The following is a 21,232-nucleotide window of genomic DNA, read 5'->3' on the forward strand; positions in this document are numbered from 1 at the left end:
GCTACATCATTGGATATTACTGTCAACTCAGGCCACATCAGTATAACGGTGGTCTAACTCCCAATGAGTCAGAACGATTATATTGGGAAAACTCTAAAACAGTGGCCAATTTTAGTTGACCACTACACTTTGCGCATCTTCATCATCACTATGGCGATAGACGGCAGAAATCAATCTTCTTGTGGCTTTCTTATATGCTAAAGCACTCCTAGAAGAATGATGATCGCGACAATAGTATGGAGACTGATTCACTCGTTTGTAGCAAAGCGCACAGAAAGGTAAAGCCAAAGTAGTGTGTTTTTTTTGAGTATTGTCAGATGATGGCCTTTGAGGTGTTTTACTCTTCGCTTTTACCAACATTTGCTCAATCACATCGACATATTCGATGACTAAAATATCTTGATTTTGAAGTGTTGTTTTTTTCTCATCACTCATATTTTTAGTTCTAAAGTCGATGAGCTTATCTATTGTGCTGGATAACCCCCCGCAGAAACGTACAAATTCTTTAATCGTATCAGGCTCCTTACCTGTAAACGTTTTTAAAAACGGAATGTACAGAATGAGTACCTTTGATACTGTTCGCTCTAACGAAATATCAAAAGCATCCACGACTGAGATACCTTTCGAACTCTTCTTTTGAGTAAGCTTTTTGTTTTCACTTCTAGATCGTGCTTCAAGTTTTTTCAGGTTTTCATTTAATTGCTTTTCAAGTAGGGGTGCAGCCATTACATCCATTAGTGTCAACCTAATTGTGTCTTTGTTTCAATCTACAACACTAGCGTTTGTTTTCATACGATTACATCAAACAGAAACATAAAAACAAAAATGAGAAGAATAAAAATGATAGATAGAAATTTCATAAGAGTTAGCGACTTAGCTACGTACCTAAATATAAGTAAAGTGACTGTGTGGCGCTGGCGCAAAGAAGGTCGTCTCCCGCCAGCTCGTGCAATCAGCACGCGAATTGTGGGCTGGGAACGAGAGACTATTGAAAGATGGCTCGAAGAACAAACAACAGAGCTACCGTACTAAGGGGTGTAAGTGAATGAACATACAAACTAACGAACGCACTTACATTACAGACTTACGTACCAAGCTTAAGCAGCAATTTATTCAAGAGATGCATAACGCGAACAAAGATCCCGATAAAGGCATTACCTTCGACGTGATGCTTGACGCTTACGAAGCTGCAAAAGCGGAAGGAAAATGTTTTGAGAACCCAGCCCAATTACAAGCCGCGGTTGGTGGGAGGTATGTAAAAGCTCAAATAGCATTTCAAGTACTCGCTTCTGCTCAACCTAATACGAATCGATATAATCGAGAAGTTCCTCAGTGGTTTTCCAGCCCACTAGAAGCCGCACTAAAACTCGACATAGTGGCATTGTGGCAAGCTGTAGAGAGTGACATTGCTAGTATTGTAGAAAGTCGAGTAAAGATAGCAGAACACTGTTCTGAACAGAAACGACTACAAGCATTACAATCTAGTGAGCTAGTCGAAGAACTACAAGACAAGCTAGCAGAGTTACAAGGACTTCCTCAACAATTAACTGATCTCACAAATGATAATGATCGCTTAGCTGCCGAAGTCAAACAGTTAGAAAACAAAGCTTCTGAGTTACAGGATAGTGCCGATACATCTTTCAGTTACCAGTGCAAAAATGCGATTTTGGAAGACAACAATGCGAAGCTTAAATCTGAAAATCAGAATATGAGAAAAGAACTTGAGAAAACTGCTGTCCTTCTACAAGAAACGCTTATCAAGAAAGCCAATTTGGAAGGTCGACTAGAAGAACGCGGCGAGTTTTCTAACACTGCCAACAAACAGCATCCAAGCTAAAAATCAATACACTTTGCATCACGATAACCTATTCCCACGATTGGGAATAGGTATGATATCTTCTTACTTATTCGAGATAACTGAATTTAGCAATGACTCAATGCCGTAAGAAGTTAGCCCTACCCTCCCCAGATGGATACAAGTGAAATACTGAACGTTTTATCTAGGACGATGTTTAACGCACACCATTCCGTTAAGTGCGTTCGAAAAGGTGAATGTTATGTGGACAATGAAATGAGCTGAACAATGTTCGCGCTATCATTAACAGCGAGAAGACTCATGTTTCGTTTTTCTGTCGCTATTCCCATTACATCGAAATCGTCGACTCAATTCTCGAAGCGTTTGCAGCCGAACAAAGCTTAGTCATTGAAAGCAAAGAAAATTCCCCCACAAATTAAAGCAAGATCCCATAGCACCTCACAAATCACTATCGAACCGCTGACTCATTCCCACGCATGGGAATGACTACAAAGAGAGTCCAATTCCGAACCTGGTTCTAGTTCCTATAGTGCGGGCCGAAAGTCAAGAACCACCCTTATGTGTATGTAAGCTTAGCGTTTCTCTTGATTAATAATCTTCCCCATGATTTCCTTTTTATATTCAGTAAGTAATACTTCACGCTCTAACTTTTCTATTTCGTTGTTCAAATGTTCGCCATGGGCAGGAAACAAATCCAACAGTTCTTTGTGAGCAACTATTTGATCATTAATTTCAACGATTTTGGTATTTAACTGATCTTGGTATTGTCGCTCTTCGCTAACAGGCTCTGGCTCTAAATACCCTTGGCCGACTCTATGCTTTTCTTGTGTGACTTTTGTGCCTCCGATTGCAACAAATTGAGCGTTGTTTATTCTAGGGGGACTTAATCGCACAACCTTTTCTTCTTGTTCGAGTATTTTCAAAATTCGATAAGACTGATTATTAAATCTCTCAATGTGTTCATCAGTACAATAATACTCATCAAGCATCGGTTTAAGCAGTGCTTGGTAGCTATACAGGTCAAAATATTCGTCAGTCTCAAAAGACTTAAGACTTTTTAGGCCGATTTTGTATAACTGCATTGTCCCAACTCTCATACATAAATACCTTCTGCCACCTAAATATTTGCATAATATATTATACCCATGTTATGTAGTCAATCAGTTGTTAGATAGCGTATAAATATGGAGTTATGTACACTTGATAAAGTAGTAATGAAAAAGAATAAGAAATGAACAATCTGGCAAAGGAAATATCAAAAAACATTGCAGCTCAGAGACAGAGATGTGGTTTATCAAGCACTGAAGCAAGCTTAAAAGCGGGATTTAGCAGAAGCTACCTAAGTAAAGTCGAGAAAGATGGTGTCAGAATCACAGTTGAAAAGCTTTATCAGTTAGCTCGAGTTCTCGATTGTGAAGTGACTGATCTTTTACCCGAAGATCACCCTGACTTATTAGATTAGGAAAGGCTTAGCATTAAGCTTTTCACGAACAACTACACTGCTCTCGCAGTGTAGATTTCTACCTGTGTAGTTCCTTTGCCTATTTTAGAAAAACACCATCCACTTCACTGATAAGTCAGTATCTTTTCTGCTTTTATGCATCCTTTGGTATAGTAATGAAATGCATTTGTACTGATCTGGCTAATCGCATGGAATCAACAATCAATAAATCAAAGCTATCTGAAACCGACATCATCACGAAATTCATTCTTCCTGCTATCAAAGATGCAGGATGGGATGATATGTCTCAAATCCGTCAAGAAGTTAAACTACGTGACGGTAAGGTCATTGTTCGTGGTCAGGCAGCGGCAAGAAAAAAGGTTAAGTCGGCAGACATCGTTCTTTACCATAAACCGAGCATGCCTCTAGCAGTTGTCGAAGCAAAAGCGAACAAGCATGAAGTCGGCAAAGGTATGCAACAAGGACTAGATTACGCCAGCCTACTTGAAGTCCCTTTTGTCTTTGCCTCAAATGGCGACGGTTTTATCTTCCACGACAAAACCAACCCAGCTCAACTCGAAACTGAAATTCGACTTGAAGACTTCCCGACACCTCAGCAACTATGGGACAAGTACTGCGTTTGGAAAGGCTACAAAACCGAGCACCTTCCAGTTATTACTCAAGATTACCATGATGATGGTAGCGGTAAGTCTCCGCGCTACTATCAGCTACAGGCGATAAACAAAACTGTGGAAGCGGTAGCAGCAGGACAAAACCGTGTTCTGCTGGTTATGGCAACAGGTACGGGCAAAACTTACACTGCATTCCAGATTATTTGGCGACTGTGGAAGTCCCGAACCAAAAAACGCATCCTATTTCTAGCGGACAGAAACATTCTGGTCGATCAAACTAAGACCAACGACTTCCAGCCGTTTGGCACCGCTATGACCAAAGTCACGGGGCGAACAGTCGATCCCGCTTACGAAATCCACCTAGCTCTGTATCAAGCTCTGACTGGCCCAGAAGAGCATCAAAAAGCATACAAACAGGTCGATCCTGATTTCTTTGATCTTATTGTTGTTGACGAGTGCCATCGTGGCAGTGCCGCTGAAGACAGCGCATGGCGCGAGATTCTTGAGTATTTCGGTTCTGCGACTCAAATAGGGCTAACCGCGACACCGAAAGAAACCGATATCGTGTCTAACACCGAGTACTTTGGCGACGCCATTTATACCTACTCTCTAAAGCAAGGTATTGAAGACGGTTTCTTAGCCCCTTACAAAGTTGTACGTGTGGACATCGATGTAGATTTACAAGGTTGGCGACCAACCAAAGGGCAAGTCGATAAGCATGGTGAAGTCATCGAAGACAGGATCTACAACCAGAAAGACTTCGACAGAACCATGGTAATTGATGAGCGAACAGAGCTTGTTGCACAGACCATCACCAGCTACCTCAAGCGCACCGATCCTATGGCTAAGACTATTGTGTTCTGTAATGACATTGACCACGCAGAGCGTATGCGCCGAGCACTAATCAACTGCAACCCTGAGCAAGTTGCTAAGAATGAAAAATACGTAATGAAAATTACAGGTGATGATGAAATCGGCAAAGCTCAGCTTGATAACTTCATCAACCCCAAAAAGGCTTACCCTGTTATCGCGACCACCTCAGAACTCATGACAACAGGTGTCGATGCAAAAACTTGCAAACTGGTTGTTCTTGACCAGGGCATTCAGTCGATGACCAAGTTTAAGCAGATCATCGGTCGTGGTACTCGTATTGATGATCGTTACGGAAAGCTATGGTTTACCATTCTCGACTTTAAAAAAGCGACTGAACTGTTCGCTGATGAGCGCTTTGATGGTGTCCCTGAGCGAGTTAAAGAGACAAAACCAGAAGACTTTGAAACCGATGAAGGACTCGAGGAGATCATCGATGGTGAGGATGAGCTTGAACAAGATGATCCATTTGAAGGGGAAGATATCGACCCTGAAAGCATCCAAGAACCAGAAGCTCCATACGACTCAGGTTCATCTCCTTCTGACGGTAGCAATTCCGATGATGATTGGCAGGATGAAAACCGAGTTAGAAAATTCCATGTCAGCGGTGTAACGGTGAAAGCCATTGCCGAACGTGTTCAATACTACGATTCCAACGGTAAACTCGTAACCGAATCGTTCAAAGACTATACCCGCAAGACGATGGCAAAACAGTTCACCTCAATGGATGACTTTGTTAAGCGCTGGCAAGATGCCGATAAAAAGCAAGCAATCATTGATGAACTGGCAGAGGAAGGCATTATCTGGGAAGCGTTAGAGCTGGAAGTAGGCAAAGATCTCGACCCATTCGACATGATTTGTCATGTCGTGTATGACCAACCAGCACTCACCAGAAAAGAACGCGCTGACAATGTCAAAAAGCGCAACTACTTCACTAAGTACGGTGAAACGGCTCAGCAGGTGTTGAACAACTTACTAGACAAGTACGCAGACGAAGGCGTTCAAGAGATTGAAAATATTCATGTACTCAAAGTTAAGCCTTTTGACGAGATGGGACGCCCTGCTGAAATCGTCAAAAAGTGCTTTGGTGGTAAAGAGCAATACTTAGAAGCGATTTCTGAACTGGAAGCTGAGATTTATCAATCAGCCTAATCACCATTTAAACCAAGCTAGAGTTTCTTTAGCTTGGTTAACGACCTCAAGTCACAATGCATATCTATATTTTTGGTAACCTAAATTCAGGCAAAACAACGTTAAGCCAACAAATACAAAGACGTTTGCCTGAGTTCCCTTATTTATCTTTAGATGAGTATCGAATTCGCTTTGGCGATGGAACCGAGCAAGGTGAGCAACTTGCTTGTGAGTATTTCCTTGCTGCGGTTAAACAACAGGAAAACGCGATTGTTGAATTTACAGGATACGGTCAAACAGCTAGCCTTCTTACCAATCAATTAGATAGGAAAACAGGCATATTAATCTGTTGTACTAGAGATATTGAGCAGAGCATCAATGCAATTGATGACGAGAAATACTCAGAAATCCCTTACCCATCGTCCTACAAAAAACTGCAAGCTGTTGATGAAACTATTAGATTTTTGAAAGATAAAATCATACCGACGGAACTAGAAACTCACTGGCAAAGACAAATTTGGCAGTCTTACTGCTTTGACTTCTCTGAGAACTTTGATGCCTTCTGGGCGGACTTCCCATTATCTCAACACACTTGGGTCAGTAAACTTAATAAAGTATTGATCACAGATACAAGCGTATCTACAGCTCTACTTTACGGAAGTTTGGGCGCTAATCAGTTAACAAAGCGCTCCGATATCGATTTATTTATTCAGTCATCGATTTCGGTTCAGAGTTGGCATGAAAGACTCCTCAGATTGTTCGGTGAACAATTGGCTCATACCGATATTTTGGGGTCGAAAATCACTCTTAGGACACAAGACCGTTTGCTTATAGAAATCGTTATAGGCCAATCGCTGTCTGACATTTCTCTTTATTATCGTGAGTCACAAATCTACAACGTTCACTTCACTATTTTAAAGGGTGAACTTGGTCTTGCAGAACAATTAGACGCCGTTACCAAAACACATACAAGCGAGCGAAAGCAAGCCAAAGAGTTGGCCGCTCAGGTTTACTTTTTATTTTGCTCCTTACCGAACCTTATCGCTAACAACGACAGTTACAAGTACCACTTTCACTGCTCTATCATCCAGCACTATTGTGTTCAGCTAGAACATTTATTGCTAAGTGAGTTTAAACACAACTACCTTCCCAGACATGCCGCTACAACATTGATTGATTTCCCATGGCAAATATTTAACTGCCCAGCAACTCATATCAGTACAGTGCAATATACTGAACTTTATCAGTACCTCATCACACTGTTCGAACGGCTTAGAAAGAAACAACTGATTAAAAGTAATGGCTATTTCTCTGTGGAGAGTCGCTTTCTCCACGAGATCCCTAGTGAAGATAACAAGGCTTAAAAATTGAAACATAATCAATTAAAAACAATCAACTACCAACTGTGGCTAGTGCTGATTCTGACAAGCTTGATACCATTAATCTACTCAACTACACGAATCCATTTCTTGGGCAGCATCCCTAGCCCATGGACTTTTAGTATTGCAGCACAAGTTGCATGGTTAAATGTAGGATATGAAGTCCTGAGCGAAGCATTACTTATACCTCTAGCATTTATTCTAGGCAGAGTTATTCATAGTAATGAAGCTTTTCGCGAGCGAGCCAGTCTATCTCTTTTGGTTACCTTAATTTGCTACTTTTTGGTGACCTTAATGGTATTGTGGCTAGCCCCGAACTTTGTAGATGCTATGCAGCAACAGGCTGAATTATTGACCCAAACAATCCAATACATTCGATTGGAATCTGCCGCTATTTTGCTCTCCAGCTTCTATGCTTTTTTGTCTTTGGTTCTCGTCCTAAGAAATGAACGAAAGGCGCTGTATGGTCTCCTGATAGTACAAATGCTCATGACTGTCCTTTGTGACAGCGTCTTCGTCAGTCAACTACTCTACTCCCTTCAGTTAGGAGTGAATGGTATTGCTCTGAGTAATATCGTAGTCAATAGTCTTCTCGCACTGTTTGCCCTGATTTATTTATCGAAATCAGGGATCACTCTGAGCTTCAAGTTTTCTAAAGGAGATAAATCTCAATGGCTCAAAGAATGGGCAAAGATTGGATGGAAGTCAGGGCTTGAGTCACTCGTGCGAAATACTGCCTTTATTGTCATGATTCTTCAGCTTATTAACCAAGTACAACAAGCGGGAACATTCTGGGTTGCTAATCAATTTATTTGGGGCTGGCTACTACTTCCCGTTTTGACATTAGGACAACTGGTTAAGCAAGATGCTGCGACAAACAATGGATTAACATCTGAGCGAGTCAATTACTACCTTTGGATAACGTTAGGAATTATTGCTGTTTGGATACTCACCGCACCGCTTTGGAACAGTTTTATAGCCGATGTCATGGGAATAGAGAACCCAGAATCAATCACCAGTCTAGTTTGGCTAATGGTTGGGTTCTACATCATTTTCAGTTTAAACAATGTCATAGACAGTTACTTTTATGGTATTGGACGCACGGATTTAATGCTGTATCAATCACTTATCGTAAACACCTTGTTTTACGGTTGTGCTTTTGTGCTTTATCAAATCGGATTCTTTGTACCTACGCTTGAACGAATCGCCATAATGTTCGGCTTGGGCATTACTGCTGATGCGCTAATCACTTGGGTGTTGTACCTAGCTCTACGTAGCAAAGCGGATGATATACAAGCTGCTGAAATCCAATCGTGACAACAGTTTGTCTAAATTTCGACTTCACTGGGCAAACCAACAAACTCAAGAAATTAGAACAAAACGGCTATTTAGCCGTTTTTTAACCTACCTGCTCCCTATCATCCAACCAACTGGATATCTCTGCTAACTCTGTAAGTGAATCGTCACTCAAGCAGCTATGGTTAACGTATTTTGGAACCACGACATTCAACCCCAATGCAACAAAATCTGGATGTTCCGAAATGATTTTCACGTACTGTTCAAGCCGACTTTCTGGGGTAGATTCCCTCTGTAACTGCTTCTTGAGAGTCTCTCTAAACTTACGAACTTCCTGCGGGGAAACATCTTCTATATCTTCATATTCAGAACACTGAAGTTCTTCGTAAAGAACATCGGCCAGTTGCTTATGGCTCCAGCCTAAGGCATCCAACATGGTTCGAATTTGATTTTGTTTTTGGGCTGTCCCCATTTGTCCCTACCCTACTAGTTACTATGCAATGGTCTCAGCGGAGACAATCATTCATAAACGAAAAGGAAAATATTATGTCTAAAAACAAAGCACCAATGACCCCTGAAGCCGCTGCTCGTATTCAAGCGAATCAAGCAAAACAAAATGGCGGACAAGTCTCTAAAGATTCATTCGCTGCTCGCGCTCAACGCGCTGCTGCCAACAACCAAAAACAAGGTAAATAGGAGTAACCATCATGGCAAAACCAAGTTCTGCACCAAAGACTGCGCCGAAAGGTAATCCAAACTACCCAAGCACAACTGGCAAGCCTTCAGGCAAAGATCGTGGCAACACACCTAAACGCTAAGCACATTAGATATAAATGAGGCAGTCTAGCTGCCTCATTTTTCTATTATGAACAACTTCTCGCATTCAGCTTGAAGTTACTCAAAAACAAGTTTTGATCAGATTTGTAATCGGAATACGGCACAGACTTTTCCGTTTGTGAAAGAGCGCATAAACACGTTTCTCGCTTACTCTCATACCAACTCACCGACACCATATTTTTTGACGAGTTTATGCAGGTATCAACGATGGCATACTCTACTTCTAATGGGTAACGCTCTTCATCAAAAGCACCATTCACCTTATAACCACCAACCACGCCCACGACCAATGCCGTACTGGCAGACACCAGTTTCCGTTTACTAAATTTAAAGCCTTTGAAGCTTTTTTCACACTTCTCACACGAGATATTCTCTGCATATTCAATAACATTGTCAGTGTGACAATGGGGACACTCAACCTTCATTTTCTAGACAACCTGGTTATATTTTTTATTATTTCATTTATATCACTGATTCATTATTAAACCACAATTACAAACATAGTTTCATAGCGATAAGTTCATTTTCTTCGATCCATTTCTGCTATAATCTGCCCCAATTTTTCAGTCAGTTAATAGTAGAACTCCATGTCAATCAGTTCAGTTATCAAGTCTATTCAAGACATCATGCGTAAAGATGCGGGTGTTGATGGTGACGCGCAGCGTCTAGGCCAAATGTCGTGGCTTTTATTCCTTAAAGTGTTTGATGCTCAAGAGGAAGAGCTAGAGTTCGAGTTAGATGATTACCGCGACCCCATCCCAGCCAAGTACCTATGGCGTAACTGGGCGGCAGATAACCAAGGCATTACAGGTGATGAGCTGCTGGAATTCATCAATGATGACCTATTCCCGACGTTAAAAAACCTTACTGCGCCGAAAGACACCAACCCACGCGGTTTCGTGGTGAAAGAAGCCTTTAGTGATGCCTTCAACTACATGAAAAATGGCACACTGCTGCGCCAAGTGATTAACAAGCTCAACGAGATCGACTTTACTGACTCTAAAGAACGCCACCTGTTCGGTGACATCTACGAGCAAATCCTCCGTGACCTACAAAGCGCAGGTAATGCGGGTGAGTTCTACATAATGCCATCTACAATTTTATAGATTTAATGCCACCTTTATTTTTTAAGGAAAGTGTTACTGGATAATCAATTACTTGTTATGAGTAATATTTGATTTAGCATTTTTCTTCTATCAAAATTTAAGCAAATTAAGTGTCTACCTCCATCTATTATGTTTACTCGTTCGCTTATCTTTAGCAAAGACTTTAAAATGAGAATATTAACGCAGTTAAAACATCAAGAACTATATTACCAGCGACATAAATTTGTTCCTCATTACAATGAAAACGCGTACTGAAAGTTTAAAAGTATGTACTGAAAGTATGAGTTCATCCGTTCTTATTAATTGCCTAAATATGCAAAATTAATATAAATATTTGATTTTGTTCGAATTAATGACTAATTGTAATTGTCAAATAAAGTGAGTTCAAGTTTGCAATAATTTTCCTATAGGTGAGCTCAATATACTGATTTATATAAAATAATAATAATTTTCCTATTGTTACATCCATACTTTTAAGAAATGTGTACTGAATGTGTTTTTAATGCCACCCATTGATTTAAATGATGTTTTTTAACTTATTCTTGATGTTCTTATTCATTATCTCGAAACTTTGCTATAAAACTCTATGATTTTAGTTTGTTCATGAATAGTGTGAATTAATAAGGAATGTATTTTAGATAAGAACCGGATTTAACTTTATTGAGTCACCTTCAGAATTCAACGTTGTCTATAAGTTTGGGTAAATGGGTAGGCCACAGTTACAAATAGCAGTTAATGGTGAACTTATAACTTTTAATATTTTCAATGCTTATATACATCGTAAAGAAAGTGTTTGAAGTTATTTAAATCAACGACCAAAAACTAACGGCATACTTCTCTGAAAAAGTGCTTTGGCAACAGATAGCTCATTAGACCGTGGGGATACGAAATGAAGTTGAAGGGTTATCGGTAACAGGTAAGATGCTTAGGTACAGAAAAAGTAGATAAAGAAATAGATCTCCAAACGACTACATTGAGAATTTTTCAACGGTAAGTTAGAGATGCCGCTGCCATCTCAATGTCACCTTGGTTCCTTACGAACTGACTGTGACCAAGTGCTGCGCGGACCCACATACAAAGTATGCCTCATATTTAAAGACCAAGGGGCGTATGCTTGGTCTGGTGTAATGATAGATAGTATTGAGTACATGGGCAACCGTTAAAGTGTCTATCTGAACTCTTTGGATTATGAAGAATTTTAGCCTTCTTTTTCAGCGGTAGTTCATTACTCAACATCATAAAAATAGGCGTACTGAAAGTTCGAAAGTACGTACTGAAAGTATGATTCAACTCTTTTCTAAGCATTCGAAATTTTCATAACATATTGATTATAAATAATAAATGTAAATATTTGTAGCTCTCAAATAAAGTAGGTTCAAAATGACAATAAATGACCGAAAAATAAAGCTAATATATTGATTACTATAATAAAAATAGCATTTCCCCTATTGTTGTATTCATACTTTCAAGAAATGCGTAGTGAATGTATGTTTTTAATTCTACCTATTGATTTTAATGAAATTTCCTCAATAAAACTTACTGCTTTTTTCATTTTTCTCGAAAGTTTTAAGTTTTTAAGCTATAAAACTCTATAGTTTAAATTTTTTCATGAATCATGAAAAATGCGTGAGGCGTGTATTTACGATGAAACAACTCCATAACGAACCCAATCTTATTGGCTTACCGTCAGAATTCAACCCTGTCTATACGGATGGAAAAATGGGTGGTAGGCCGCAGCTAAAAATGACAGTTAATGGCCAGCCGATAACGTTTAATATTTTTTATGCTCATATACATCGTAAAGAAAGTATTAAAAGCTATTTAAAACGACGACCAAAAGCTAACGACATACTTTTCTGTAATCACCTCAGCGATTATCTTAGGCAGTTATGCCATGACTCAAACATCAACTATGCCGATGACTCCGGAAACGTAAGAGTAATGACTGGTGACATATGCATATTCATTGGCAATAGACCTCCGATAAAAAAAGATAAATCTCACCAGTTTATGACCATTGGTATCATGAAGTGCTTATTTGCTCTTTTCGCTGAAAAAGACCTTATCAATGAGACCTATGCGAATATTGCATCTAAAGCTGACATTTCGGTTGGTATGGTTACAAAGGCAATGAAGTACCTTATTGAAAACAACCATATAGTAAAGAATAAACGCCAAAGAAGATTTTTAAATGAGCCAGAGCTGCGTTATGAATGGTTGAAAAGCTATGGTCACATTTTAGCTCGCTATCATCAGGTGACGACTTATCCTCCTGTTGACAATTGGGAAGATATCTTATTGCAGCCAGGAGATGTTTGGGGTGGAGAAGTGGCCGCGACTCAGCTTACAAAATATAACCACCCTCACGAGATACTATTGTTTAGCCGACATCAACCGGTCAAGTATTCTATCGGACATAGAGAGTTACCACCTCTTAAAGTAATAAAGCCATTTTGGGGCGAGTCTTTAAAAATTGGTCAACCTGCGTTGGCATTACTAACTATTGCTGAGTTGCTACTATCTAAGGATGCGCGCAATAGAGAAGTGGCTTATCTTATCAATGATAAATATGGAGAGTTCAACACATTACCTTTGTGAACTTTGTTATGTTAGGAAGTTCAAAACTGACTTTCATAAACATAGGAATAGCAAAAATAGAATCATACTGGCAAATTGGTGGATGGGAGGTTTTATGACCGAGAAACAACGCAGAGCTATCTTGTACCGTGCCGCTCGTAACCGAAGAAACGGTTTGCATCTTAAAAGTGACGATAACCTTGAGCGTGCAGTTAACGAATCACGTCAGTGGCGAGAATCCATTGAATTGAAATCGTCAAAAACCTAATCTAAATAAATTAAAGCACTACTGATTAATCCACCACTAAACTAAACACAGAGATAAGATGCTATGACTGATCCATACTTAAACTTATTGCCAACATTAGAAGAATTCGAACTGCCAGACGTTCCCTGGAAAGTTGTTGACCCATCATCGTTACCGAAAGCCACTCTTTCAGCATTCGATTCATTTATGAGCGGAGCTAGCGTTCCTCATAGAGTATTCGTTTATAGTCATGACTACTCTCGTTTCTGCATGCTAGTCCGTAGAGGTGATATAGTGCTACCTTAGCGGTGTAGCGGAGATAAAAATCGAAATGGTTAAGGTAAAACGCAGATAATTATCAGGTGTTATCTATCCACTCAATCACTCAAATACAACTCCGCCATCCCATCTAAACGGCTTTTCACTTCTTTCCAGTTCGGCATCACACTGGTCAATAAACGCCAGAATTTCTCGCTATGGTTGTGCTCTGCGATATGGCATAGCTCATGCAAAATTACATAGTCGATACATTCCTTGGGCGCTTTGACCAAATGTGGATTCAGCATTAAATTGCCCTTGCTCGAACAGCTTCCCCATTGCTTGGTCATTTGCAGAACCCGAAAACTTGGAATTCCTTTAACCCAAGTGGTTTGTGGCAATAATTCAGATAACCGTTCGTGGAAGATCCGTTCAGCACGTACGCTATACCAACCAGAAACTAGGGCTTTGGTCAGTGCTTGCTTGTCTTGGTTAAAGCGGTTTAGCGTCACCAATAATTTGCCACGTTCCATTTTAACGTTAGAAATAGCATTTCGGTCTTCAATCACTTTGAGAACATAACGCCTGCCAAGGTAGAACTGCATTTCACCGCTGACATAGTCTTTAGGCTGAACATACTGCAAGTGACCACGAAACTCCTTGAGCGCATCGTAAATCCATTTTGCTCGCTTCATCACCGCGTCGTGGATATCACTACGTTCGGCATCATCAGGGGCATTCACCACGACTTCGCAATTAGGATGCACCTTTATCGCAATCTTTCGTCTCTTACCCTCAGGATGAGGTTTACGCACGACTTCATAGGTGACAGCTTCATCACCATAGATGAAGCTGTATTCTTCTAGCTTGCCTTCTTTAGAACTTACCGATGTCATTAATGATGACCTGCCACGCCTAAGCGAGTGATTTGAATAATATCGGTAATGATGGCTTTGGCCGTATCCATTCCAATGGCTTTAAACAAAATTGGCAACAATGCGCGACGAATTTGGTTTTCGATTTCTGTTGGGTTAATGGAAAACTCAGCCACGGCAGCCGTCACGATTTCATCAATCTGAATCGCAAAGTCGAAGCGCTCTTGCTCGGATAGTGGATTTTCTGAAGCATGGTGTAAGAACAAACCGAAATAAGCCTGAACATGGCGCTTAATCTTTGGATCAAGTTCAGCGAAACGGTCAGTTGGGATTCCATCAACTTTGCGCTCTTTCACTTGCTCTTCAAAATCAGCAAACAAAAGATACTGCTTAACGGGTGCATCAAACATCTCTTTGGCTTGTTCAATTGCCTTTTTGAGGAGATTAGAGAAATACTCCTGTGCGTAAGGGTCATCCGCTAAATCTTGCTCAATCATTTTGGTTACGCGGCCAGTGATGACGTCTTTTTTGTTGCGGGCCTCGTCGTCACTCATTTCTTCAGGTTTGGCAGTTTTACCCATATTGCCGACCAGATAAGCGCCATCAGGTTCCTGAATTTCAACCCCAGCAATGTGCTTGTTCAATAGTGCACGAATATCTTCGGCATATTGGTCGTAATCTACCGTCTCTTCAGCATCTTCACGTACCTGTTTACGCAGTTCAGACATCGATTTCAGCGTCTTTTTATACAAATCACGCTTATCGTCGAAGCTCTTATCATCAAAGTAGGTCGCTGATTGCAGAGCCACTTTTAAACAGTTTGCGAACAGCGTCAGTGCCGAATAGAAATCTTCACGCTTTTTCAGATTGGTATCGGTCAGTTGACCATCGATGGTTTCAATCTTAGGTGTTAGAGCTTGGCGCAGTGCTTGACCATCTTGCTTATTTTTCACATCGGCAAAGATCGCCCATAAGTCGTTATACAGACTTGGCAACTTCTTATATTCGGTATCCATACGGCTATATAGGCCTTTGAGATCCTCAATGTCGAAGCCGCCTTGAGTGCGCTCTGCCAACTCTTGGTAGTCGGCAATTGTGGAATCTAACTCTTTGAGAATTCCGCGATAATCGATCAGATAACCAAATTGCTTTTTCTGATGCAGACGGTTAACACGAGCAATCGCTTGTATCAAGTTATGCTGCTTTAGTGGCTTATCGATATAAAGTACGGTGTTTTTCGGCTCGTCAAAACCTGTCAGCAGTTTATCAACCACAATCATAATGTCGGGGCCATCTTCACGACCAAAGGCTTCGATGATCTGTTTGGTGTAGGCTTTTTCGTCCATATTACCGACGTTCTCTTTCCACCAATTCTGCACTAAGTCTTTGCTCTCGCCATCAACGGTATCGTGACCTTCGCGAGTGTCAGGTGGTGACATCGCTACCACCGAGGTGACTTTACCAATCTCATCCAATAGCTTTTTGTATTGGATTGCTGAGGCTTTAGAGTCACACGCCAGTTGGCCCTTTAAGCCTTGGCTTTTGAAGTTTTGGAAATGGTCGGAAATATCATAAGCGATTAACTCCAAACGCCCTTCGGTTTGGTAGATCTGGCCTTTCTGAGAGAATTTTTTCTTAAGGTCGGTGCGCTGTTTTTCCGATAGCTTATCCGTTGCCCGGTCAAACCATGCATCAATCGCACGGTCATTGGTGCTGAGTTCTGGAATACGCTCTTCATACAGCAAAGGCGTGACAGTTTTGTCTTTTACCGCTTGCTGCATGGTGTAGGAGTGGATAATTTTTCCGAACTTGTTTTCGGTCTTATCATCTTTCAGTAGTGGCGTACCCGTAAAACCAATGTACGCAGCCTTGGGTAGCGCTTGCTGCATAAAGATATTGTTGGAACCATTTTGGCTACGGTGGCCTTCGTCTACCAACACAATAATATCGGGGCTGTCGTTGTAGCACTCTGGCAAAGTGACTGCCGTACCGAATTTATTGATGATAGAGAAAATAATTCGCTCATTGCCTTTACCAATTTGCTCGGCAAGGCGTTTGCCCGTAGTTGCCATTGCCTCTTTTTTGTCTTTATCCGATAACGCACCACCTGAAGCGAACGTGCGGGCTAATTGATCTTCTAAATCAACACGGTCGGTCACTACCACTACGCGGCATTTTTTGAGCGCTTCAAGCCAGATTAAAGCTTTCGATAGGAACACCATAGTGAACGATTTACCCGAACCTGTGGTATGCCAAATCACTCCACCATTGCGAGCACCTTTATCATCGAAAGAGGTAACACGTTCAATCAGAGCTTTAATACCAAACACTTGCTGATAACGAGCAACAATCTTGCCTGATTTTTTATCGAACAGAGTAAATAAACGAGTCATTTCCAATAGGCGATCATGGCGCAGTAGCGATACCAATAAGCGGTCTTGGTCGGTGACAACGAGTTCACCGCCTGCGATAAGGGATAAATACTCATCGCGCACTTTAGCTGGGCGATGGTTAAACAGCAGGTCGAGTTTATCTTGCGCTAATGGGGTGTTTTTCAAGCGTAAATAGGTCGCTTCAGTGATCTCTTCTTCTTGCCATTTGGCCCAAAACTTCTCTGGTGTACCGCAAGTACCATACAAACCATCGTTACCATTTATTGAAAGCAGCAACTGGCTGTAGGCAAACAGATGAGGAATTTCATCGTTTTTCTGGTTGCGGATATTTTGAGAAATCCCTTCGGAAACCGTTGGCTTACCTTCATGAGAAGAGTCTGGACGTTTCGCTTCAATCACGACCCAAGGCAGGCCGTTAACAAAACACACCATATCGGGAATGCGTTTACCTGTGCCGTGGGCATTTTCAATTTCCATCTCTTCGGTGAAGTGGAATTGGTTATTCTCTGGCGTTTCCCAATCGATGATTTGAATGGTTGGATTGGTCTTTTTGCCATCGATAAACTCAGTCACACTGATTCCATAGGTTAAGGCATTGTAGAGCTTTTCATTCGCTGCTTTTAAACCAGCATTCATCGCTGGGGTCGCCAGCTCTTGAATGATTTTATCGATAGCCGAATCTGAAAGCGGATAGGCTTTACCCAGAAAGGTATGGGTTTTGTGTTTCAACACACTGCGCAGCACGCTGGGAATAATCACGGATGATAGGCGACCACGCATCGCTAAGCATTCAGTAGGAGGAATGAATTGATAGCCAAGGTTTGTTAGTAACGTCAACGCAGGAATTTTTGCACTGTGCTCTTCACGGAAGTTGGGAATTGAGCTACTCATCGTTGTTTTTCTCTTCGATATGTTCGTTTACTTCGACTTCTTGCCACTCATCAGAAATTGCCTTCCAGTCAACATGTCTATCTTCTGGTTCGCCTTGGCTATTTGTTCTAGTCCAAACATTCCAGTAGTCAGGATCATCTGAATGTGGCCTTTGACGCTCAGGTAACGAGAGCATTCTTGTTAAAATAGGCAATTCTGCTGCCCAACCCACTAAAAATGCGTGTTGAGAAGGTAGGGCTGGAATTTCCCTTATCAAGCCTCGTATACCATCAGGTAACAATCTTGCTACCATCTCTTGGTCTTTATCGTTGGTAATACGATGCAGCAAGAATGTATTGCACTGAGAAAGTACTGTAGAAGATAGCTCTGATGGTCGTTGAGATGATAGCACTAAGCCCAAGCCAAACTTTCTTCCTTCCCTTGCAATTTTTTCGAAGACCTGACAACACATAGATGAAGCTGAAGCTTCATCTGAATCATTCCTGTAGTTTTTTATAAAGTTATGGGCTTCCTCCATAACTAAGGATGTAGGCAACACCTTATTGTCGGGATGATTTCTTCTATATCGTTGTAGTGCCTCGAAAGTGAGTCTGGATACAACGGCAGTGACAATATGGACGATTTCTTGAGGTACCAGAGAAAGATCAATTACAGAGACACAGCCATTACTGGCATCGCTAGAGCCAACGAACTCTTCTAACCATTGATTAAGAGATAACTCTCTATTGTTACCAGAAACAGAGAGCATCCTTTTATCCGACAGCATCATTCGGATTCGCATCACCAAATAATCAAAAAACTGTGGATTAGTTTCTTGCTCTGCAAGAGTTTCGATATGGTCAATAAAGTCAGTACTTTTAAAAGGGAGTGGAGCATCTTCAGACGGGCCACTCTGAAAGACTAAGCCTCCCAATGAATTAAGAGTGCTATTTATTGAAGAAATAATACTTTCGATATCAGTCTGACTAAAATCGTTATAGTACTGAATGTATTGTGGAGGCTTTGTGGGCCTTGCTTTACTTTGGAGAATGTTTTGGACAGTTTCGTTATTTACATGTAGTCCCACAGCATGAGCCGCATGCTCTTCCATCCAAGCTTGCAAATCTTCAGACAAAGCTACTAACTTCGGTGAAAACTTCCAGCCTTCATAATTGTTTCCTGCACGTACTTCTGATTTCAGCATGATTACAGCGCTAGACAACCGCCTTCTTAACCTGAAGTCATCGCTATGCTCATCTTCTTCAATTCCACACCGAACTTCTCTCAACGCTCGTCTGAGTAGTGGCTTTTGCGCTCGGCCACTGGCTTGAGTAAAGGCAGACCATTCGGAGCTATTCCACAACCAAGCAGGGACATTCAGCAGAAGCTCATTCGTAGTATCATCTGGTTCTACCTTAAAGACGCGAGCTTTGTGATTGTCAAAGGCTCCTGAATACTCACCATTCGGATCTATTACTAAGAATCTGGCATTTGGATTCTTATCGCCCGAAAGCTTCTTAGCTTCTGCTAGAGACCAGTGAATAAGGCCTGCAACAGAGCATGATTTTCCGCTACCAGTGTTTCCTAATATAGCCAAATGCCGACCAAAAATTTTATCTGGATTAACTCTTACTTCAGCATTGTCTGCTAAAGGACAGTGGCCGATTAATACTCGTCCATCAGTTCCAGATTCCACAATAGCTTTCAACTGAATAGAATCAGGAATAATGACTGGATCACCTAACCCTGGAAAGGTATGCACCCCACGTTTAAATTTATATTTTGTGTTTTTTTGATTGCTTTCATTAACAAGGGTTCCAAGCAGGCTAAGACTCATCTTTCGCAATGGGAAAGGCAAATCAATAAGTCCAAAGTCTTGTATTCCTTTCCGTTTAGGGAAAGATGAGTGCTCTATAGCTAGCCAAGTGATTTGCCCGACAATGAAGCCATTCTCTGTTGGTAATAACACAAAACCATTAATTCTTGGAAAAGGTCTTGGCTTGCCTGCATTCATTGCCATCGATTGTGGAGCGTCAAGATCTAACAATACTTTGACTTCATCAGGAGCTACAAAATCAACAGTTCCAATTTGGAGCCTCGCAAGGTTTTCCATTGGAGAAATCATATTAATTCTCCTAGTTGATTGCTGTCGTCAGATAAATCTTCTTTGGATGTTTTTTTGTCCCAACCTCTGGAAGTGATTATCTCTTGGACTTTTTGGGTTGTTAAATCAATCGCTGGCTTGGGTAAGAAGGTATCAACTAGGTTAGTTATTTCCGCAAATGGGACTCCAATCATTAAAGAGATTTGATCTGAGCGTCCCACTCGTTCATAAAAGTTAGAAATGCGATTTCCAGGATTATCAATCGAGATGATAACTAAGTGAGTTGATGGTATAGAGAGCATATCCTCAATAACCCTGTTGATATGCTCATCACCAAACCCATATCCGTAGCACACCAAAACAGTATTAGGTCTGCATGTGGCAGCAGCAAAATCCCTAAATAGCTCAACATAAGGAAATTCGGATGTTTCACGATCTTTAGCTGCATTCGGGAAAATTAAGCAGTTAGTCGGCTCTACAAAATACGGTTCAAAAGAAGGAGCACCAAATGGCACAGCAACTTTTCTTACATGCCTATTTTTGTAACTCCAGTCCAGTGAACCATGCAGCTTAGTGTAACGAGCTAACCCTTCCAGATACCTCGGCTCACCCCTAATGCCAGGCGGGTTATAGTGCATATCCAGTTCAACTCTTGAGGATCTGAATATCGGATTTAAAGAGCCAACAAAGCGATCCATCAATCGAATTCCAGCCATATCTGCAGCCCACTCGATTAACCGATCATAATTGGTTGTAAAAATATGTAGTCTGTCTCTGCTTGCTGTACGACTAGCAAAGCTGAGCAGAAAGGACATTAAATATCTGGCAGTATCTTCAGGTTGTTTTTGTGGTTTAGGGAGAGTTTCAATCAGGTTTTCTGTGCCCAAAACACTTCTAATTAGATTGGAGAGAATGTCTGATATATCTGATTGTAATTCTACAGAGCTATAATTTTTACCATCGTGCTCCAAAATTTTCAGACCTTCCAGCAGTTTGTTTGCGGTGCGAATTTGATCTTCAAGGTTCGGCTGGTCTCTGCCAGACTCCTTAGCCGATGTTTCAACGGCTTTGAGCAAAAGATCTTTATTAGGATAAGCGGTAAACTCTGCATCTCCCATTGTTGCACCAGTCTGTTGTGACGCAAGATATGAAGCAGCACAGGTTAACCCACTACCAGCCAAAAGGTTCAGATGTTCATTTTGAAATAGAGCAGTCAGCCAAGGCTCTACTTCCTGACGGAACTGGCTAATAGTCAGGGCATCTTCACTGGAGCCTAGTTTTTGAAGCTTATCCTCTTTGAAGGAGAAATGTCTTGGCTCTTTATCTTCAAATACTTTTAGCGTTATTTCCCAAGGCATTGCTTCTTTGCTCTCACCATTATTATCCATAAATAATCCTTG

The 21,232-nt window shown here is 41.1% G+C and carries 18 protein-coding genes and 1 pseudogene; 11 read left to right on the forward strand and 8 right to left on the reverse strand.

The annotated features are described in order from the left end of the window. Nucleotides 1-111: 111 nt before the first annotated feature. On the reverse strand, nucleotides 112-735 hold the full coding sequence (locus FKN08_RS23425) for a hypothetical protein (RefSeq protein ID WP_249373480.1): 624 nt from the start codon (nucleotides 733-735) through the stop codon (nucleotides 112-114). Nucleotides 736-840: 105 nt separating this feature from the next. On the opposite strand from FKN08_RS23425, the gene FKN08_RS23430 reads away from it, so the two are divergent. Both FKN08_RS23430 and FKN08_RS23435 read left to right on the forward strand, forming a co-directional pair. Further along, nucleotides 841-1,032, forward strand: coding sequence for a helix-turn-helix domain-containing protein (locus FKN08_RS23430; RefSeq protein ID WP_031832417.1), 192 nt, complete (start codon nucleotides 841-843; stop codon nucleotides 1,030-1,032). A 13-nt stretch (nucleotides 1,033-1,045) separates the two neighbouring features. Next, the gene (locus FKN08_RS23435) at nucleotides 1,046-1,837 is read left to right on the forward strand and encodes a DNA repair protein (protein WP_170892962.1); all 792 of its coding nucleotides are present in this window, start codon (nucleotides 1,046-1,048) and stop codon (nucleotides 1,835-1,837) included. 551 nt (nucleotides 1,838-2,388) lie between these two features. Here the strand turns inward: FKN08_RS23435 and FKN08_RS23440 are convergent. After that, the gene (locus FKN08_RS23440) at nucleotides 2,389-2,898 is read right to left on the reverse strand and encodes a DNA repair protein (RefSeq protein WP_225458944.1); all 510 of its coding nucleotides are present in this window, start codon (nucleotides 2,896-2,898) and stop codon (nucleotides 2,389-2,391) included. A gap of 149 nt (nucleotides 2,899-3,047) precedes the next feature. On the opposite strand from FKN08_RS23440, the gene FKN08_RS23445 reads away from it, so the two are divergent. From FKN08_RS23445 to FKN08_RS23460, 4 genes are all read left to right on the forward strand, one after another. Then, nucleotides 3,048-3,278 (forward strand): helix-turn-helix transcriptional regulator, encoded by a 231-nt coding sequence (locus tag FKN08_RS23445; protein WP_170892963.1) that lies wholly within the window; start codon nucleotides 3,048-3,050, stop codon nucleotides 3,276-3,278. Nucleotides 3,279-3,466: 188 nt separating this feature from the next. Continuing rightward, nucleotides 3,467-5,911 (forward strand): DEAD/DEAH box helicase family protein, encoded by a 2,445-nt coding sequence (locus FKN08_RS23450; protein ID WP_212762739.1) that lies wholly within the window; start codon nucleotides 3,467-3,469, stop codon nucleotides 5,909-5,911. Nucleotides 5,912-5,967: 56 nt separating this feature from the next. After that, entirely contained in the window at nucleotides 5,968-7,254 is a 1,287-nt protein-coding gene (locus tag FKN08_RS23455) for a hypothetical protein (protein WP_170892965.1), read from the forward strand. 3 nt (nucleotides 7,255-7,257) lie between these two features. After that, complete coding sequence (locus FKN08_RS23460; RefSeq protein ID WP_170892966.1) at nucleotides 7,258-8,586, forward strand: MATE family Na+-driven efflux transporter; 1,329 nt, start codon at nucleotides 7,258-7,260, stop codon at nucleotides 8,584-8,586. Between the two features lie 82 nt (nucleotides 8,587-8,668). Here the strand turns inward: FKN08_RS23460 and FKN08_RS23465 are convergent, their stop codons facing one another. Further along, nucleotides 8,669-9,037 (reverse strand): elongation factor Ts, encoded by a 369-nt coding sequence (locus FKN08_RS23465; protein WP_170892967.1) that lies wholly within the window; start codon nucleotides 9,035-9,037, stop codon nucleotides 8,669-8,671. Between the two features lie 74 nt (nucleotides 9,038-9,111). Here FKN08_RS23465 and FKN08_RS23470 point away from each other — a divergent pair, with 74 nt between their 5' ends. Next, complete coding sequence (locus FKN08_RS23470; protein ID WP_017790133.1) at nucleotides 9,112-9,261, forward strand: hypothetical protein; 150 nt, start codon at nucleotides 9,112-9,114, stop codon at nucleotides 9,259-9,261. 167 nt (nucleotides 9,262-9,428) lie between these two features. Here the strand turns inward: FKN08_RS23470 and FKN08_RS23475 are convergent, their stop codons facing one another. After that, entirely contained in the window at nucleotides 9,429-9,827 is a 399-nt protein-coding gene (locus FKN08_RS23475) for a hypothetical protein (protein ID WP_011079925.1), read from the reverse strand. Nucleotides 9,828-9,989: 162 nt separating this feature from the next. Between FKN08_RS23475 and FKN08_RS23480 the strand changes: the two are divergent. The 4 genes and pseudogenes from FKN08_RS23480 to FKN08_RS23880 form a co-directional block, all read left to right on the forward strand. Continuing rightward, nucleotides 9,990-10,484: pseudogene (locus FKN08_RS23480) on the forward strand (type I restriction-modification system subunit M N-terminal domain-containing protein); the annotation flags it as partial. A 1,668-nt stretch (nucleotides 10,485-12,152) separates the two neighbouring features. Then, on the forward strand, nucleotides 12,153-13,106 hold the full coding sequence (locus FKN08_RS23485) for a type IV toxin-antitoxin system AbiEi family antitoxin (protein ID WP_249373483.1): 954 nt from the start codon (nucleotides 12,153-12,155) through the stop codon (nucleotides 13,104-13,106). 94 nt (nucleotides 13,107-13,200) lie between these two features. Next, nucleotides 13,201-13,353, forward strand: a complete 153-nt coding sequence (locus tag FKN08_RS23490; protein WP_170892969.1) for a hypothetical protein — start codon at nucleotides 13,201-13,203, stop codon at nucleotides 13,351-13,353. A gap of 63 nt (nucleotides 13,354-13,416) precedes the next feature. Continuing rightward, nucleotides 13,417-13,638 carry a hypothetical protein gene (locus tag FKN08_RS23880; RefSeq protein ID WP_249373485.1) on the forward strand — a complete coding sequence of 74 codons (222 nt, stop codon included), beginning with the start codon at nucleotides 13,417-13,419 and terminating at the stop codon, nucleotides 13,636-13,638. A 71-nt stretch (nucleotides 13,639-13,709) separates the two neighbouring features. Here the strand turns inward: FKN08_RS23880 and FKN08_RS23495 are convergent, their stop codons facing one another. Genes FKN08_RS23495 through FKN08_RS23510 form a run of 4 tightly spaced genes read right to left on the reverse strand, consistent with a single transcriptional unit; the run spans nucleotide 13,710 to nucleotide 21,220 of the window. Beyond that, nucleotides 13,710-14,486 (reverse strand): SprT family zinc-dependent metalloprotease, encoded by a 777-nt coding sequence (locus FKN08_RS23495; protein WP_170892970.1) that lies wholly within the window; start codon nucleotides 14,484-14,486, stop codon nucleotides 13,710-13,712. Continuing rightward, the gene (locus FKN08_RS23500; protein WP_170892971.1) at nucleotides 14,486-17,749 is read right to left on the reverse strand and encodes an HsdR family type I site-specific deoxyribonuclease; all 3,264 of its coding nucleotides are present in this window, start codon (nucleotides 17,747-17,749) and stop codon (nucleotides 14,486-14,488) included. Before FKN08_RS23500 ends, FKN08_RS23495 begins: the two co-directional genes overlap by 1 nt. Then, the gene (locus tag FKN08_RS23505) at nucleotides 17,742-19,853 is read right to left on the reverse strand and encodes an ATP-binding protein (protein ID WP_170892972.1); all 2,112 of its coding nucleotides are present in this window, start codon (nucleotides 19,851-19,853) and stop codon (nucleotides 17,742-17,744) included. Before FKN08_RS23505 ends, FKN08_RS23500 begins: the two co-directional genes overlap by 8 nt. Further along, the gene (locus tag FKN08_RS23510) at nucleotides 19,850-21,220 is read right to left on the reverse strand and encodes an SIR2 family protein (RefSeq protein ID WP_170892973.1); all 1,371 of its coding nucleotides are present in this window, start codon (nucleotides 21,218-21,220) and stop codon (nucleotides 19,850-19,852) included. The genes FKN08_RS23505 and FKN08_RS23510 overlap by 4 nt, the downstream gene beginning before the upstream one ends. Nucleotides 21,221-21,232: the final 12 nt, after the last annotated feature.

The sequence above is a fragment of the Vibrio sp. 1-2 (7-a) genome (assembly GCF_013048515.1).
Taxonomy (GTDB): domain Bacteria; phylum Pseudomonadota; class Gammaproteobacteria; order Enterobacterales; family Vibrionaceae; genus Vibrio; species Vibrio diabolicus.

Coding starts and splice junctions, on each gene's coding strand:
- FKN08_RS23505 (WP_170892972.1), bottom strand. CDS start 19,853: ATGATTTCTCCAATGGAAAACCTTGCGAGGCTCCAAATTGGAACTGTT.
- FKN08_RS23485 (WP_249373483.1), top strand. CDS start 12,153: ATGAAACAACTCCATAACGAACCCAATCTTATTGGCTTACCGTCAGAA.
- FKN08_RS23475 (WP_011079925.1), bottom strand. CDS start 9,827: ATGAAGGTTGAGTGTCCCCATTGTCACACTGACAATGTTATTGAATAT.
- FKN08_RS23495 (WP_170892970.1), bottom strand. CDS start 14,486: ATGACATCGGTAAGTTCTAAAGAAGGCAAGCTAGAAGAATACAGCTTC.
- FKN08_RS23445 (WP_170892963.1), top strand. CDS start 3,048: ATGAACAATCTGGCAAAGGAAATATCAAAAAACATTGCAGCTCAGAGA.
- FKN08_RS23510 (WP_170892973.1), bottom strand. CDS start 21,220: ATGGATAATAATGGTGAGAGCAAAGAAGCAATGCCTTGGGAAATAACG.
- FKN08_RS23425 (WP_249373480.1), bottom strand. CDS start 735: ATGGATGTAATGGCTGCACCCCTACTTGAAAAGCAATTAAATGAAAAC.
- FKN08_RS23430 (WP_031832417.1), top strand. CDS start 841: ATGATAGATAGAAATTTCATAAGAGTTAGCGACTTAGCTACGTACCTA.
- FKN08_RS23435 (WP_170892962.1), top strand. CDS start 1,046: ATGAACATACAAACTAACGAACGCACTTACATTACAGACTTACGTACC.
- FKN08_RS23450 (WP_212762739.1), top strand. CDS start 3,467: ATGGAATCAACAATCAATAAATCAAAGCTATCTGAAACCGACATCATC.
- FKN08_RS23500 (WP_170892971.1), bottom strand. CDS start 17,749: ATGAGTAGCTCAATTCCCAACTTCCGTGAAGAGCACAGTGCAAAAATT.
- FKN08_RS23470 (WP_017790133.1), top strand. CDS start 9,112: ATGTCTAAAAACAAAGCACCAATGACCCCTGAAGCCGCTGCTCGTATT.
- FKN08_RS23465 (WP_170892967.1), bottom strand. CDS start 9,037: ATGGGGACAGCCCAAAAACAAAATCAAATTCGAACCATGTTGGATGCC.
- FKN08_RS23880 (WP_249373485.1), top strand. CDS start 13,417: ATGACTGATCCATACTTAAACTTATTGCCAACATTAGAAGAATTCGAA.
- FKN08_RS23455 (WP_170892965.1), top strand. CDS start 5,968: ATGCATATCTATATTTTTGGTAACCTAAATTCAGGCAAAACAACGTTA.
- FKN08_RS23440 (WP_225458944.1), bottom strand. CDS start 2,898: ATGCAGTTATACAAAATCGGCCTAAAAAGTCTTAAGTCTTTTGAGACT.
- FKN08_RS23490 (WP_170892969.1), top strand. CDS start 13,201: ATGACCGAGAAACAACGCAGAGCTATCTTGTACCGTGCCGCTCGTAAC.